This window comes from Salinarimonas rosea DSM 21201 (genome assembly GCF_000429045.1).
GTDB classification, from domain to species: domain Bacteria; phylum Pseudomonadota; class Alphaproteobacteria; order Rhizobiales; family Beijerinckiaceae; genus Salinarimonas; species Salinarimonas rosea.
In genome coordinates this window covers 1-14,291 of the sequence record NZ_AUBC01000017.1, presented here as the reverse complement: position 1 = coordinate 14,291, position 14,291 = coordinate 1, and the positions used below count along the sequence as shown (strand labels likewise).

The window sequence follows — 14,291 nt, the reverse complement described above, 5'->3', positions numbered from 1 at the left end:
CGGATGCCGATCGGCCGGCGAACTCCCCGGCGCACCCCGGCCGGAAAGCCCATGAAAGCTGGTGACGGCAGGTCTCCTGGCTCGCGGGTCGCGGCCTCGTCGCTCAGCCTTCCCGGGGCGAACCCAGTGGACTATGAGAGCGACGGGCTCTCCGCTCACAGTTGCGGGGGCAGCTGCGGTGTCTCACCGCATTCCCTTTTCACCCCGTCTCCGGGGCACCGTCGCAATCATGATTAGCCGTCGCGCCCTCGAACTTCAACGGCCTCGCGCATGACCTCGGAGAAGCCCGTACGCAAGCCCTTGCCCCGCCTCTCGTTCGTGCTGGGCGGCGCACGCTCCGGCAAGAGCCGGCATGCGGAGGCGCTGGTCGAGGCGTGCCCTCCGCCGTGGGTCTACGTGGCGACCGCCCAGGCCTTCGATTCGGAGATGGAGGCGCGCATAGCCGAGCACCGCGCCCGCCGCCCGGAAGGCTGGATCACGCGCGACGCCCCGCTCGCGCTGCCCGAGGCGATCCGCGAGGGGCCGTCGCGTGCGCCGATCCTGGTCGATTGCCTGACGCTGTGGGTGACGAACCTGATTCTGGCGGAGCGCGACCCGGCGGCGGCCGGTGCCGCGCTCGAGGCGGCGTGCCGGGACGCGCCCGGGCCGGTAGTGCTCGTCTCGAACGAGGTCGGGCTCGGCATCGTGCCCGACAACGCCCTCGCACGGCGCTTCCGGGACGAGGCGGGGAGGCTGCATCAGCGGCTCGCCGCGCAGGCGGACGCCGTGACGTTCATGGTCGCGGGGCTGCCGATGCGGGTGAAGTGAGGGGCGCGCGCCCGTCTGCGCGCGGAGTTCGCGGCATCGAAGAACGCGCTAGTGCGCGACGCGAATGCCTGCGTCGTCCTTCCCTGTAGGGGAAGGTGGCGCGCAGCCGATGGCTGCGTGACGGATGGGGCGCGGAGCGGAGCGACGCGTTCCGCGAAGCGGAAAAACACCGTGTCCGCTGCCGCCGTCGCCCTTCGGCTGCGCCGAACGCGCGTCCCGCGCGCCCCATCCGTCTCGCCGCTTCGCGGCGATCCACCTTCCCCTACAGGGAAGGACGAGCATCCTGGACGACGTCGACTCCCATCGCTACCGCGCGCTTCTTTCGGCCCCGGAACTGCACGGCCGTCCCGGGGAGATCCTGTCCGGACGACGCCGGCACGAGAAAGGCCCCCGGGTCTCCCCGGGGGCCTCCTCGCAGGCTCGTTCCGCGACGTGCGGGACGGGCGCCGGGCTCAGAAGCCCATGTCGCCCATGCCGCCCATGCCACCCATGCCGCCGCCGCCACCGCCGCCGGCGGACTCGCGCTTGGGAGCCTCGGCGATCATCGCCTCGGTGGTGATCAGCAGGCCCGCCACGGAGGAGGCGTCCTGCAGCGCCGTGCGCACGACCTTGGCGGGGTCGACGATGCCGGCCTGCAGCATGTCGACGTACTCCTCGGTCTGGGCGTTGAAGCCGAAGGTCTCGGAGGCGTTCTCCTGGATCTTCCCGACCACGATCGAGCCCTCGACGCCGGAGTTCTCGGCGATCTGGCGGATCGGCTGCTCGAGCGCGCGCAGCACGATCTTGATGCCGGCGCGGATGTCCGGGTTGTCGGACGTCAGCTTGGCGACCGCGGTCTTGGCGCGCAGAAGCGCGACGCCGCCGCCGGGGACGATGCCTTCCTCGACCGCCGCGCGGGTGGCGTTGAGCGCGTCGTCGACGCGGTCCTTCTTCTCCTTGACCTCGACCTCGGTCGCGCCGCCGACGCGGATCACCGCGACGCCGCCGGCGAGCTTGGCCAGGCGCTCCTGGAGCTTCTCGCGGTCGTAGTCCGAGGTGGTCTCCTCGACCTGCGCCTTGATCTGGGCGACGCGGGCCTCGATGTCGTCCTTCGAGCCGGCACCGTCGATGATCGTGGTGTTCTCCTTCTCGATGCGCACCCGCTTGGCGCGGCCGAGCATCTCGAGGGTCACGTTCTCGAGCTTGATGCCGAGGTCCTCGGAGACGGCGGTGCCGCCGGTGAGGATGGCGATGTCCTCGAGCATGGCCTTGCGGCGATCGCCGAAGCCCGGAGCCTTGACGGCCGCGACCTTCAGGCCGCCGCGCAGCTTGTTGACGACGAGCGTGGCGAGCGCCTCGCCCTCGATGTCCTCGGCGACGATCAGCAGCGGCTTGCCCGACTGCACGACCGACTCGAGGATCGGCAGCATCGCCTGCAGCGAGGAGAGCTTCTTCTCGTGGATGAGGATGTAGGGATCGTCGAGCTCGGCGATCATCTTCTCCGCATTCGTGATGAAGTACGGGGAGAGATAGCCGCGGTCGAACTGCATGCCCTCGACGATGTCGACCTCGGTCTCGGCGGTCTTCGCCTCCTCGACCGTGATGACGCCCTCGTTGCCGACCTTCTGCATCGCGTTGGCGATCATCTCGCCGATCAGCGCGTCGCCGTTGGCGGAGATGGTGCCGACCTGGGCGACCTCGCCCGTCGAGGCGACCTTGCGGGCGCGCGACTGGATGTCGGCGACCGCCGCGGCGGTGGCCATGTCGACACCGCGCTTGAGGTCCATCGGGTTCATGCCCGCGGCCACGGCCTTGGCGCCTTCCTTGACGATCGACTGGGCGAGCACCGTCGCGGTGGTCGTGCCGTCGCCGGCGAGGTCGTTCGTCTTCGAGGCCACTTCGCGCACCATCTGCGCGCCCATGTTCTCGAACTTGTCGGAGAGCTCGATCTCCTTGGCGACGGTGACGCCGTCCTTGGTGATGCGCGGCGCGCCGAACGACTTCTCGATGACGACGTTGCGGCCCTTCGGGCCCAGCGTCACCTTCACCGCGTCGGCGAGGATGTCGACGCCGCGCAGCATGCGCTCGCGGGCGTCGGCCGAGAACTTCACTTCCTTGGCTGCCATGTGCTCAAATCCTTGGGTTTGCGGCCCCGGGGCGGCTCGGTGGAGCCGGCGCGCGCGGGACCCTGTGATCGGACGATGCGGCGGGAGCGCGTTACGCGGCGACGACGCCCATGATGTCGCTCTCCTTCATGATGAGGAGATCCTGGCCGTCGATGCGGACCTCGGTGCCGGACCACTTGCCGAACAGCACGCGGTCGCCGGCCTTGACGTCGAGCGGCTGGACCTTGCCGGTCTCGTCGCGGGCGCCGGGGCCGACGGCGACGATCTCGCCCTCCTGGGGCTTCTCCTTGGCGGTGTCCGGGATGATGATCCCGCCCTTCGTCTTCTCCTCCGCCTCGATACGGCGGACGACGACGCGGTCGTGCAGGGGACGGAAGTTCATGGGTGGCGTCCTCTATGCAGGCGGAACGTGCTCGTCTAGAACACGCCCGCTGTCCGGGTTGCTCGGGGCTGTTAGCACTCGCGCGAAGGGAGTGCCAAAGCGTGCTCGCGAGATAGGCGGGATGCGGCGTGTTGTCAAGGACGGGGGTCGGTCGACGCGCGGCCGTCGCGCGCCTCACCGCCGCGAGGCCACCACCGCCCCCGCGACGATCAGCACCGCGCCGGCGAGCGTCGCGAGGCCGGGCACCTCCCCGAAGAGCACGAGCCCCAGCGCCGCCGCCCAGACCAGCGCCGTGTAGTCGATCGGCGCGATGCGTGCGGCCTCGGCCGAGCGGAAGGCGCGGGCGAGCAGCAGGTGGCCGCCGACGCCGAGCGTGCCCACGAGGCCGAACAGCCAGACGAGATCGCCGGTCAGGGGCTGCCAGACGAAGGCCGCCGGGCCGGCGAGCACGAGGGCCGGGAACAGGTGCTGGAGCGCCACGATGGTGACGACGCCGTCGATCCGGGCGCGGGCGCGCACCAGCACCATGGCGAGCGCGTAGAACACCGCCGCCGCGAGCCCCGCGACGACGCCCAGCGGATCGAGCCCTACGCCCGAAGCGGATCCGCCCGGAAGCTCGCCTTGCCCGAAGCCGCCTTGCCCGAAGACGATGACCAGCATGCCGGCGAAGCCGATGGCGAGCGCCGCCAGCGCGCGGCCGCCGACACGCTCTTTCAGGAAGATCGCGCCGAACAGCGCCATGAAGCTCGGCGCGAGGAAGGAGAGCGCCGTCGCCTCGGCGAGCGGCAGGCGGGAGAGCGCAGTGAAGAAGCTGAGGCCCGTCGCGACGACGAGGAGCCCGCGCACGAAGTTGATCCGCAGCGCCTCGAGGGTCGGGACTCGCGGGCGCGTCCAGGCGACCGCCACCGCGATCGCCATAGCTCCGAAGGCGAAGCGCAGGAACGTCACCTGCACGACCGGCAGGCTCGCGGTCGCGAGCTTCACGGCGGCGTCCATCGCGGAGAGAAGGCCGATGCCGAGCACGGCGTCGCGGATCGCACGCGGGAGGGAGGCGGGGGCCGCGTCGAGGGTGGGTGGGGGCATGGGGCCGGGTCCGGTCGAGGGAAGCGATCTTCTCGCATGCACCGGGGCGACGCGTAAGGCCTCTGCGGCCGCTCACGCGGAGATCATCCGCCGCCACCGCTCCGGCGTGATCCCGTAGGCCTTCTTGAACTGCCGGGTCAGGTGGCTCTGGTCGGCGAATCCGGCGTCGAGCGCGGCCTCGGCCAGCGGCGTGCCGGCGCGGATCGCCGTGCGGGCGTGCCCGAGACGACGCAGGACGAGGTAGCGGTACGGGCTCGTGCCGTAGCGGCGGCGGAACTGACGGGCGAGCGTGTAGCGGTCGAGCCCGGTGAGCGCCTCGAGCGCCTGCGAGCGGACGGGCGCCGCCGCCTCCCTCGCACGAGCGGCGAGGTGGTCGCGCGCCCGCTCCACCGCGGCCGCGATGCCGGGCGGCGTCGGGCGGCGAGCCGCGGAGGGGTCGAGGGCGACGAGCGCGTCCGCGAGCGCCGCCAGCGCGGCGTCGGCGGCGAGCGGCTCGAGCGGCGCGTCGAGGTCGTCGAGGAGGCCGCGCACGGCCGCGACGAGGCGCGGGTCGCGCGAGACGGGATCGCGCAGGAAGGGCAGGGCGCCGAGCCGTCCCCCGGCGGCCGCGAGCACGAGCCGTGGCTCGACGTAGGCCATGCGGTAGACGAAGCCGCCAGCGTCGCCCGCGCGCCCGTCGTGGCGCTCGTCGGGATGGATCACGAGGGCGCAGCCCGCGAGGCCGTCCGCCCGTGTCCCGCGGTAGTCGAAGCTCTGGACGCCGCCGAGCGTGAGCCCGATCGCGTAGGAATCGTGCCGATGCGGCTCGTAGGCCCGGCCGGCGAAGCGGGCGGCTATGCGCTCGACGCCCGGCGTGCCGGTGCCGAGGCGGATCGCGTCGCCCGCCGTCGCGCACGATCGTTCAAGACCGGGCAGGGCCGTCTCGTGCATGTCCTCTCTCCGCGGATGGTCCGGCGCGGGACGCGGGGCGAGCATGCCCCAGCCGCCGCCGGCAGCAAAGTCGATCGCGCACGGGAGGCGGGCATGACGGGCGGGAACGCACGAGACGCGAGCCCGGCGGCGCCGGGCGCGCCGCTCGCCACCTACGCACGGCTCGCCCTCGCGACGCTGCTCTGGGCGGGCGTGTTCGTGGCGGGCAAGATCTCGCTCGAGGTGCTCGATCCGGTCTTCCTCGCGGCGGCGCGGTTCGCGGTGGGTGCGGTGGCGGTCGGCGTGGTGGTGGCGGCGACGCGGCGCTTCGCGCGGGCGAGCGGCGCGGACCTCGTGCTCTTCGCCGGGATCGGCTTCCTCGGCGTGTTCGCCTACAACATCCTGTTCACGATCGCGCTCGACCTCTCGACGCCGCTGCACGGGCTCGTGATCATCGCGACGACGCCGGCCTGGACGGCGGCGCTCTCGTTCGCGCTGCTGCGCCTGCCGGTCCGGCGCGGGCACGCGCTCGGTTTCGCCTGCGCCTTCGCGGCGGTGCTCGTCGTGGTCGGGCCGGAGGCGCGGGAGGCGGGCTGGCGCTTCGCCGCCGGGACGCTGCCGGGCGATCTCCTCTTCGTCGCCGCCGCGATCGTGTGGGCACTCTACACGATCGCGGTGAAGCGGGCGCTGGCCAGGCATGCCGCGTCCGTGCTGACCGGCTGGAGCCTGGTGCTCGGCGCGCTGATGCTGGCGCCGGCGGCGGCGATCGTCTCGGATGTCCCGGGCGAGATCGCCGCGATGCGGCCCTTCGACGTCGCCGCCGTGCTCTACATGGGCGTGCTCGCGACCCTCGTCGCCTTCTGGCTCTGGTCGCGCGGGGTCGCCGCCGTCGGGCCGGCCCGCGCGGCGGTGTTCCTCAACCTCGTGCCGATCTGGGGTGCGGGACTCACCGCGATCGCCTTCGCGACTGTGCCCTCGCCGGCGATCCTCGCGGCGATGGGGCTCGCGCTCGTCGGCGTCGTGCTGGTGCAGCGGGGCTGACGCCCGTCCGAGCGCCTCACCCCGCCCGCGTCAGCCGCCGGCGATTGGCGCGCACGCGCCGGCGGTAGAGCCGCACCACGTCCTCGGCGGTGGCGGGACCGCGGCCGGTGAGGGCGGCGCGGGCGACGAGGTACTGCGCGTCGGCGAGAGCGCCGAGCTTCTCGGGCACCATCAGCCCCGCCTCGCGGGCGGCGGGCAGCGCGCCCGTCGCCATGCCGAAGAGCCGCAGGCCGACGACCGCCTGCGATTCGAGCCCGAGGCGCGCGGAGGCGAGCCAGAGGTCGAGCCAGGGGCGCTGGAGGCGCGCGAAGGAGGAGAGGGCGGTGCGGGTCATCGTGCTGGCCTCGGGGAAGCGCGCCGTCGGGCACGCGGCCTCTCCCAACCCGCGAGCGCGGGCCGGGTTCGGGTCGCGCGAGCTTAGCCGTTCGCGTGCCGGTGCGCGAGGCTCATCCGAGCCGATGCCCCATGCGCCCTGCGAGGTCCTGGATGTACTGCCAGGCGGTGCGTCCCGAGCGCGCGCCGCGCGTCGTCGCCCATTCCAGCGCCTCGCGCCGCACCGCGTCGCGATCGACGCCGGGCAGCCCGAGCGCGTCGCAATAGCCGAAGACCATGGCGAGGTACTCGTCCTGCGAGCACTTGTGGAAGCCGAGCCAGAGCCCGAACCGGTCCGACAGCGAGACCTTCTCCTCCACCGCCTCCCCGGGGTTGATGGCGGTGGCGCGCTCGTTGTCGACCATGTCGCGGGGCATCAGATGGCGGCGGTTCGAGGTCGCGTAGAACAGCACGTTCTCGGGCCTGCCCTCGACGCCGCCCTCGAGCACGGCCTTGAGCGCCTTGTAGGAGGTATCGTCGGCGTCGAAGGAGAGATCGTCGCAGAAGACGAGGAAGCGGTGGGCGTCCGGGCGCACCAGGTTCATCAAGTCGGGCAGGCTCTCGATGTCCTCGCGGTGGATCTCGACGAGCTTGAGGGGCGCCCGCCCGGTGCCCGGGCCCGCCGCGGCATTCACCTCGGCGTGCACCGCCTTGACGAGCGACGACTTGCCCATGCCGCGCGCGCCCCACAGGAGCGCGTTGTTCGCCGGCAGGCCGTCGGCGAAGCGCCGCGTGTTGTCCATCAGCGTGTCGCGCACCCGGTCGATGCCGTGGAGCAGCGCGAGCGCAACGCGGTTGACCTTCGCCACCGGCGCGAGGCGCCCGCCGTCCGGCTTCCAGACGAAGGCGTCCGCGGCCGTCGGGTCGAACGGCGCGGGCGCCGGCGGAGCGATGCGCTCCAGCGCCTCGGCGATGCGACGGGCGAGGCCTGCGAGCTCGGATAGGTCTGGCGTGTCGGCGGTCATCCGGATGCGCTCCCCTGGCGCGATGCGCGTCCGGTGCTTAGCCGAGCCGGCAGGCGGGGGCAATTCGCCCGCCCCCGCCGCGGCGGGCGCGTCAGCGCTTGCGGAAGTGCAGGACGCCCCAGGCGAGCCAGCCCGAATCGGCCGCTTTCACCCAATTGTCGAGCCCGACCAGCATGCGGTCGACGAAGGCGGCCGAGGAGACCGCGACGATCTCGTCGTAGCGTGCCCGCAGCTCCTCGCCCACCCGCTCGTAGTGCCGGCGCAGGTTCGGCGTGCGATCGTCGAGCGAGAGCGTCTCGAAGCCGAGCCGCTCCGCGAGCGCCCGATAATAGCCGAAGGAGCCGAGGCTCCGCAGGTGGATGCGGTCGTAGACCGGCTGCAGCACGCCGTCCGGCACGTCGTCGGCCTGCATCGGGTCGGTGAAGACGAACTCGCCACCCGGGCGCAGCACGCGCCTCACCTCCTCGAACACCTTCTCGCGGTCGCCCGAGTGCAGGATCGCGTCCTGCGACCAGACCACGTCGCAGGAGGAATCCGGGCGCGGGATGTCCTCGAACGAGCCGTGCACCACGTTCACCAGGCGGGCGAGGCCCTGGCGCCGGTTGAGGAAGCGGTTGGTGTCGTTCTGAGCCTCCGAGATGTTGAGGCAGACGACGTCGCAGCCGTGGGTCTTCGCGAGCCAGCGCGCCGAGCCGCCGTAGCCGGCGCCGATGTCGAGGACGCGGGTGCGCTCGGAGAGGTTCGTCAGCCGCTCGGCCATCGTCTCGACGGTGCGACGGCTGGCGGTCCGGATGTCCGGCGTGTCCTCGTACATCCCGACATGGATGTCCTCGCCGCCCCAAATGTTGAAGTAGAAATTGTCCGCCTCGGGGCTGTCGTAATAGTCCTCCGTGATGCGGCTCACCGATTTCTCGCCCCCCGTCGCGATCGCGGGCGGCGTCGAGGGCGTGTCGGCGCGCACGAAGGCCTTCTCGGCGACGTGGATGAGGAAGTCGGGCTCGGTGTCCTCGAACGTCTCCTGGAAGTCGCCGTAGGTGCGGATGCGCTGGAAGCCTGCTTCCTCCATCAGCCGGCGGGTGTAGGCCTTGCGCAGCGGGAACATGTTGAGCGTGTACTCGGACGCATCCGGGAAGGTGTACTTGAAGCGCGCCAGGCCCTCGTCGACGTATTCCGGCTCGGCGCTCACGCGGTCGCCGCAATAGTAGAACTTGTGCTTCGTCGAGAAGCCCTGATCGAGGATGACGTCGTAGTTGCGCTGGTCGAGGATCAGGATGCCGTCGTGCTTGAGCGCGGCGTAGAACTCAGCCAGCGCCCGGCGTCGGTCGGCCTCGTCGTGGATGTGGGTGAACGAGTTGCCGAGGCAGATGATGGCGTCGTACTTGCCCTGGATGTCCCGGTTGAGCCAGCGCCAGTCGGCCTGGACGAGCTTGGGGATCATGTTGCGGGCCTTGGCGTTCTCGAACGCCTGCGCCAGCATCGCGGCCGAGCCGTCGACGGAGGTGACGTCGAAGCCCGCCTGGGTGAGGCGCACGGAGTGGAAGCCGGTGCCGCAGGCGACGTCGAGGATCTTGTGCTTGCCGCGCGAGCGCAGCACGTCGATGAAGAAGTCGCCCTCGCTCTCGGCGCGCGCCTCCCAGTCGATCAGCTCGTCCCACTTCTCGACGAAGCTCTTCACGTACTCGGCCTTGTAGTGGCCGGTCTCGCGCTTGGCGAGCGGGTCGTCGCCGTACAGCTGCTCCTGCGGCACGATCTCCGCGTTCCCGAGCCTGCGCGCGGTCGTCATGCGGGCGGTCATGGCGTCTTCCTTCCGTCGTCGTTCTTCGAGCGGCCGGGCCCCCCCGCGCCCACGGGTGCGGGCGCGGCCGGGCGGCCGTTGCGGAACGCGGCAGCTGCCGCGCATCGGCTGGTGCGCGTGGCGACCGGACGGTGCCGGTCGGGCGGGCGGTGGAACCGCGGCGAGGCCGCAGTGCCCCGAGGCGAGCCGCGGGGAGCCGCCGGTGGGGCGGGCTCGAACGGGCGGCGAGATCCACGCGCTGGACGGATAGGACACTACGCCGCTGTGCAGGAATTGTCAGGCTTACATCTCGAATTTCTTTGTGCTATGAGGGACGATCACACAGAATTTGGGGCGATGCAGCGAAGTCGAGCGCTGAGCGCGGCTCGTCGGCGTCCCGCTCGCTTGTAAACCACTACGCTGCAAGCGCTTCAGGAGACTTCGCCGACCCTCTGCGGATAGCCTCGGTGCCCGACGGGAAGCCGCCGAAATCGCTGGCGCGGCGCGGCTCTTCTGTGTCACGCGAACCACGCTCTCCGGCCCTCGCTGCGGTGCGGGCCGCGCTCGCCTCTCGTCCCCTGCGACGCGCGCGCGCGTCGCGCGGCCCGTCCACCGCCGCGCGAAGCGCGCGAATTGCTTTCGCGCGCTTCGCCGTTATAGTCCGCGCCGCTTTCCGACCTCCTCGAGCGGATGCGTGCCCTCCGATCAGCGCCGCCGGCGCGGGCCGCGCCGCGCGCTTCCGAATGGAGCCTGCGTGCCATGAGTGATCCCAACGTCTTCCTGCAGCTCGTCCCCTTCATCCTCATTTTCGTCATCATGTGGTTCCTGATCATTCGCCCGCAGCAGAGGCGGGTGAAGGCGCATCAGGAGATGGTGAAGGCGCTGCGCCGCGGGGACCAGGTGGTCACGTCCGGCGGCATCGTCGGCAAGATCTCCAAGGTGGTCGACGACGCCGAGATCGAGGTCGAGATCGCCGAGGGCGTACGGGTGCGCGTCATTCGCGGGATGGTCACCGAGGTCCGCTCGAAGAGCGAGCCGGTGAAGATCGACAAGTGAGCGGCGATTCGGCCGGCTGAGGCCGGGTGCTCGGGCCGTGCGCCCGGGACCGCGCCGAGCCCATATGCGCCGGCGCCGGGCCTCGGGCGCGAGAGGAAGGTTCGTTCGGGAATGTTGCGCTTCAAGACCTCGACCACGATCGCCATCCTGGCGGCGGTCGCCTTCGGCATGCTGCTGGCCATGCCGAACCTGCTGTCGCAGAGCCAGCGGGACGCGCTCGCGGCCGCGACGCCGAGCTTCGTGCCCTCCTTCCTGGTTCCGACCCAGGGCATCGTGCTCGGGCTCGACCTCCAGGGCGGCTCGCACGTCCTGCTCGAGGTGGATGTCGAGGAGCTGATGCGCCGCGAGGCGCAGAACCTGCGCGACGAGGTGCGCCAGGCCCTGCGCGAGACCCGCACGCCGCTCGAGGGCGGCATCCAGACGACCGTCCAGGGCGTCCAGCTGCGGGTTCCGGACGAGGCGGCACGCGCGCAGCTGCTGCCGCTGCTCGACGCGCTCGAGGTCCCGCTCGAGAACGCCGCCATCGGCCAGGCGGGCACGGCCGTCGTCGTGACCGAGGGCCCCGGCGGGCTGATCAGCGCGACCTTCACGGAGGCCGGCGTCACCGAGCGGGTGTCGCGCGCGATCACCCAGGCGATCGAGGTCCTGCGTCAGCGCGTCGACGCGCTCGGTACGACCGAGCCCAACATCCAGCGCCAGGGCGAGGACCGCATCCTGGTGCAGGTCCCGGGCCTGCAGGATCCGGAGCGGCTCAAGACCATCCTCGGCGAGACGGCGCAGCTCGAGTTCCGCTTCCTCGCCAATCCCGGCGACAGCGACGTCGAGATGCTGCCGTCGGAGGACCTCGGCGGCGAGCCGGTCGCGGTGGAGCGCCAGATCATCGTCGGCGGCGAGGACCTGATCGACGCCCAGCCGGCCTTCGACCAGCAGACCAACGAGCCCATCGTCAACTTCCGCTTCAACGTCTCGGGCGCGCAGCGCTTCGGCGACGCCACGACGCGCAACGTCGGCCGCCAGCTCGCCATCGTGCTCGACGATCGCGTGATCTCGGCGCCGCGCGTGCAGTCGCCCATCACCGGCGGCTCGGGCCAGATCTCGGGGCAGTTCTCCGTCCAGGAGGCGAACGATCTCTCGGTGCTGCTGCGCGCCGGCGCGCTGCCGGCGCGGCTGACGATCGTCGAGGAGCGGACGGTCGGACCGGGGCTCGGCGCCGATTCGATCCGCGCGGGCGTCACCGCGGCGATCGTCGGCTCGCTCCTCGTCGTGCTCTTCATGGTCGCGTCCTACGGCTTCTTCGGCGTGCTCGCCACGATCTCGCTGACGGTCAACGTCGTGCTCATCCTCGGCCTGCTGTCCGCGCTGGGCGCGACGCTGACCTTGCCCGGCATCGCCGGCATCGTGCTCACGATCGGCATGGCGGTCGATTCGAACGTGCTGATCTTCGAGCGCGTGCGCGAGGAGGAGCGGCTCGGCCGCTCCGCGGTGTCGTCCCTCGACACCGGCTTCTCGCGGGCTCTCGGCACCATCCTCGACGCCAACATCACCACGCTGATCGCCGCCGCGGTGCTGTTCTTCCTCGGCACCGGCCCGGTGCGGGGCTTCGCCGTGACGCTGTCGCTCGGCATCATCACGACCGTCTTCACCGCCTACACCCTCACCCGCCTGATGGTCGCGACCTGGTTCCGGGTCCGTCGGCCCAAGTCGCTCGCGGCCTGAGGAGGAGCACCGGCCATGTGGCTCGTCCGTTACATTCCCGTCGAGACGAAGTACTCCTTCATGCACTGGCGGCGCTGGAGCTTCCCGTTCTCGGCGGCGCTCTCGATCCTCTGTGTCGTGGCCTTCTTCGGGCTGGGCATGAACTTCGGCATCGACTTCCGCGGCGGCACGCTCGTCGAGCTGCAGTCGCGCGAGGGGCCGGCGAACATCGCCGAGATCCGCGACGAGGCGAACGCGCTCGGCTTCGGCCAGGTGGAGGTGCAGGAGTTCGGCACGCCGCGGGACGTGTCGCTGCGCGTGCAGGTGCAGGAGGCACGAGACGACCTCACCGAGGAGGAGGTGCAGCAGCAGGTCGTGGCCGACCTGCGCGCGGCCTTCGAGGACGACTACACCTTCCGCCGCGTCGAGGTGGTGGGGCCGCGCGTCTCCGGCGAGCTCGTCCAGTCCGGGACGCTCGGCGTCGTGTTCGCGATCTTCGGCGTGCTCGTCTATCTCTGGTTCCGGTTCGAGTGGCACTTCGCGGTGGGCGCCGTCATCGCCACGCTGCACGACCTCGTGCTGACGATCGGCTTCTTCGCCATCACGCAGATCGAGTTCAACATGACCTCGATCGCCGCGATCCTGACGATCCTCGGCTACTCGCTCAACGACACGGTGGTGGTCTACGACCGCATCCGCGAGACCCTGCGCAAGTACAAGCGCCTCACGGTCCACCAGGTCCTCGACGTCGCCATCAACGCCACGCTCTCGCGCACGATCCTCACGGGCGTGACGACGTTCCTCGCCCTCGTCGCGCTCGCGATCCTGGGCGGCGAGGTGATCAAGGGCTTCGCCTATGCGATGATCTTCGGCCTCGTCGTCGGCACCTACTCGTCCGTGTTCATCGCCGCGCCGATCCTGATCTATCTCGGCGTGCGCCCGGCGAGCGAGATCGCCGAGGCGGAGGCGGCGGCGCGGGCTCAGCCCGCGGAGTAGGAGGCGCGACGCCATGCCCGCGGACGATCCCCGAGGCGGCCGCCTCCACGACGGCTTCGTCCCCGGTCGCTGGACGATCGACGCCTACGGCGCGGGCGGCTTCCGCTTCGCCGACATGTCGCACCGCGGCTCGATCCTGGCGCTGCCGTCGGGCATCCACGCCTGGGACGCGGCGACGCCCGGGGATTTGACCCTCGCCGCGTTCGCCCCAGCTCTCCGGGAGGCGGAGGCGATGGAGCTCCTGCTCGTCGGCGTCGGGGCGGACCTCGTGCTGCTGCCGGAGGAGGTGATGTGGGGACTGCGCGAGAAGGGCCTGCGGGTCGAGGTGATGCAGACGGGCGCGGCGGCGCGCACGTTCACGATCCTGCTCGGCGAGAATCGCCGCGTCGGCGCGGCGCTCCTCGCGGTCGGCTGATCCGGACGCCGCGGTGGCCGCGATGAGCGAGGACGCCGCCGCCCCGCGAGGCAGCGCGCTCCCGGCGGACGCGCCGGCGCACGCCCGCGAGTGCGAGCGCATAGTGCGGCGCGACGATCACGATCGCTGGCTCGCCACGCTCTTCGCCCCCGCCGAGGCGCGCCCCGCGCTTCTGGCGTTGTACGCCTTCGCGGCCGAGGTCGCGCGCGTGCCCGAGCGCGTGCGCGAGCCCCTGCCGGGCGAGATCCGCCTGCAATGGTGGCGCGACGCGCTGGAGGGGACGCGGGCCGAGGAAGCGCGCGCCAACCCGGTCTTCGTGGCGCTGGAGGACACGATCGCGCGCCATCGCCTGCCGCGTGCGCCCCTGGTCGCCCTCGTCGAGGCGCGCGTCCACGATCTCTACGAGGACCCGATCGCGACGGTGAACGATCTCGAAGGCTATGCTGGCGAGACCTCCTCCGTGCTGATGCGCCTCGCGAGCCTGGTCCTCGCCGGCGGCGCCGATCCAGGCCACGCGGACGCGGCGGGGCACGGCGGCGTCGCCTATGCGATCGCGGGGCTGATGCGGTCCTTCCCCTGGCACGTCCGCAGCGGCCGGCTCTACGTGCCCCCGGTCGAGACGCTCGCGCGCCACGGCCTGACGCGGGACCGTGTCGTGGCGGGGGAGGGCGGCCTGCCGCTCCAGGCGGCG

General features: G+C 71.6%; 14 protein-coding genes and 1 riboswitch. Of the genes, 7 read left to right on the top strand and 7 right to left on the bottom strand.

Going from position 1 to position 14,291, the window contains the following annotated elements:
• Positions 1–49: 49 nt before the first annotated feature.
• Positions 50–238: riboswitch (cobalamin riboswitch) on the bottom strand.
• 32 nt (positions 239–270) lie between these two features.
• Complete coding sequence (gene cobU, locus G407_RS0114145) at positions 271–807, top strand: bifunctional adenosylcobinamide kinase/adenosylcobinamide-phosphate guanylyltransferase (RefSeq protein WP_052341384.1); 537 nt, start codon at positions 271–273, stop codon at positions 805–807.
• Positions 808–1,259: 452 nt separating this feature from the next.
• On the opposite strand, the gene groL is transcribed toward cobU, so the two are convergent.
• The 4 genes from groL to G407_RS0114125 all read right to left on the bottom strand — a co-directional run bounded on the left by groL (position 1,260) and on the right by G407_RS0114125 (position 5,307).
• Entirely contained in the window at positions 1,260–2,912 is a 1,653-nt protein-coding gene (gene groL / locus G407_RS0114140; RefSeq protein WP_029031321.1) for a chaperonin GroEL, read from the bottom strand.
• A 91-nt stretch (positions 2,913–3,003) separates the two neighbouring features.
• Positions 3,004–3,294 carry a co-chaperone GroES gene (gene groES, locus G407_RS0114135; protein ID WP_029031320.1) on the bottom strand — a complete coding sequence of 97 codons (291 nt, stop codon included), beginning with the start codon at positions 3,292–3,294 and terminating at the stop codon, positions 3,004–3,006.
• Positions 3,295–3,468: 174 nt separating this feature from the next.
• Complete coding sequence (locus G407_RS0114130) at positions 3,469–4,377, bottom strand: DMT family transporter (RefSeq protein ID WP_029031319.1); 909 nt, start codon at positions 4,375–4,377, stop codon at positions 3,469–3,471.
• A gap of 72 nt (positions 4,378–4,449) precedes the next feature.
• Positions 4,450–5,307: an AraC family transcriptional regulator gene (locus tag G407_RS0114125; RefSeq protein ID WP_029031318.1), complete on the bottom strand. Its 858-nt coding sequence runs from the start codon at positions 5,305–5,307 to the stop codon at positions 4,450–4,452.
• 93 nt (positions 5,308–5,400) lie between these two features.
• Between G407_RS0114125 and G407_RS31215 the strand changes: the two genes are divergently transcribed.
• On the top strand, positions 5,401–6,327 hold the full coding sequence (locus G407_RS31215) for a DMT family transporter (protein ID WP_029031317.1): 927 nt from the start codon (positions 5,401–5,403) through the stop codon (positions 6,325–6,327).
• Between the two features lie 16 nt (positions 6,328–6,343).
• Here G407_RS31215 and G407_RS0114115 read toward each other — a convergent pair whose 3' ends face one another.
• The 3 genes from G407_RS0114115 to G407_RS0114105 all read right to left on the bottom strand — a co-directional run bounded on the left by G407_RS0114115 (position 6,344) and on the right by G407_RS0114105 (position 9,459).
• Positions 6,344–6,661: a hypothetical protein gene (locus G407_RS0114115; RefSeq protein ID WP_029031316.1), complete on the bottom strand. Its 318-nt coding sequence runs from the start codon at positions 6,659–6,661 to the stop codon at positions 6,344–6,346.
• A 112-nt stretch (positions 6,662–6,773) separates the two neighbouring features.
• Positions 6,774–7,664 carry an ATP-binding protein gene (locus tag G407_RS0114110; protein ID WP_029031315.1) on the bottom strand — a complete coding sequence of 297 codons (891 nt, stop codon included), beginning with the start codon at positions 7,662–7,664 and terminating at the stop codon, positions 6,774–6,776.
• A 91-nt stretch (positions 7,665–7,755) separates the two neighbouring features.
• Complete coding sequence (locus G407_RS0114105; RefSeq protein ID WP_245259091.1) at positions 7,756–9,459, bottom strand: glycine/sarcosine N-methyltransferase; 1,704 nt, start codon at positions 9,457–9,459, stop codon at positions 7,756–7,758.
• Positions 9,460–10,197: 738 nt separating this feature from the next.
• On the opposite strand from G407_RS0114105, the gene yajC reads away from it, so the two are divergent.
• The 5 genes from yajC to G407_RS27810 form a co-directional block, all read left to right on the top strand.
• Positions 10,198–10,494, top strand: a complete 297-nt coding sequence (gene yajC, locus G407_RS0114100; protein WP_052341383.1) for a preprotein translocase subunit YajC — start codon at positions 10,198–10,200, stop codon at positions 10,492–10,494.
• 111 nt (positions 10,495–10,605) lie between these two features.
• Positions 10,606–12,210 (top strand): protein translocase subunit SecD, encoded by a 1,605-nt coding sequence (gene secD / locus G407_RS0114095; protein WP_029031312.1) that lies wholly within the window; start codon positions 10,606–10,608, stop codon positions 12,208–12,210.
• 15 nt (positions 12,211–12,225) lie between these two features.
• Positions 12,226–13,185, top strand: a complete 960-nt coding sequence (secF, locus tag G407_RS0114090; protein WP_029031311.1) for a protein translocase subunit SecF — start codon at positions 12,226–12,228, stop codon at positions 13,183–13,185.
• Positions 13,186–13,198: 13 nt separating this feature from the next.
• Positions 13,199–13,600 (top strand): Mth938-like domain-containing protein, encoded by a 402-nt coding sequence (locus G407_RS0114085; protein ID WP_029031310.1) that lies wholly within the window; start codon positions 13,199–13,201, stop codon positions 13,598–13,600.
• A gap of 22 nt (positions 13,601–13,622) precedes the next feature.
• Positions 13,623–14,291, top strand: a 669-nt coding sequence (locus G407_RS27810; RefSeq protein WP_043539857.1) for a phytoene/squalene synthase family protein, incomplete at its 3' end; no start/stop codon positions are given.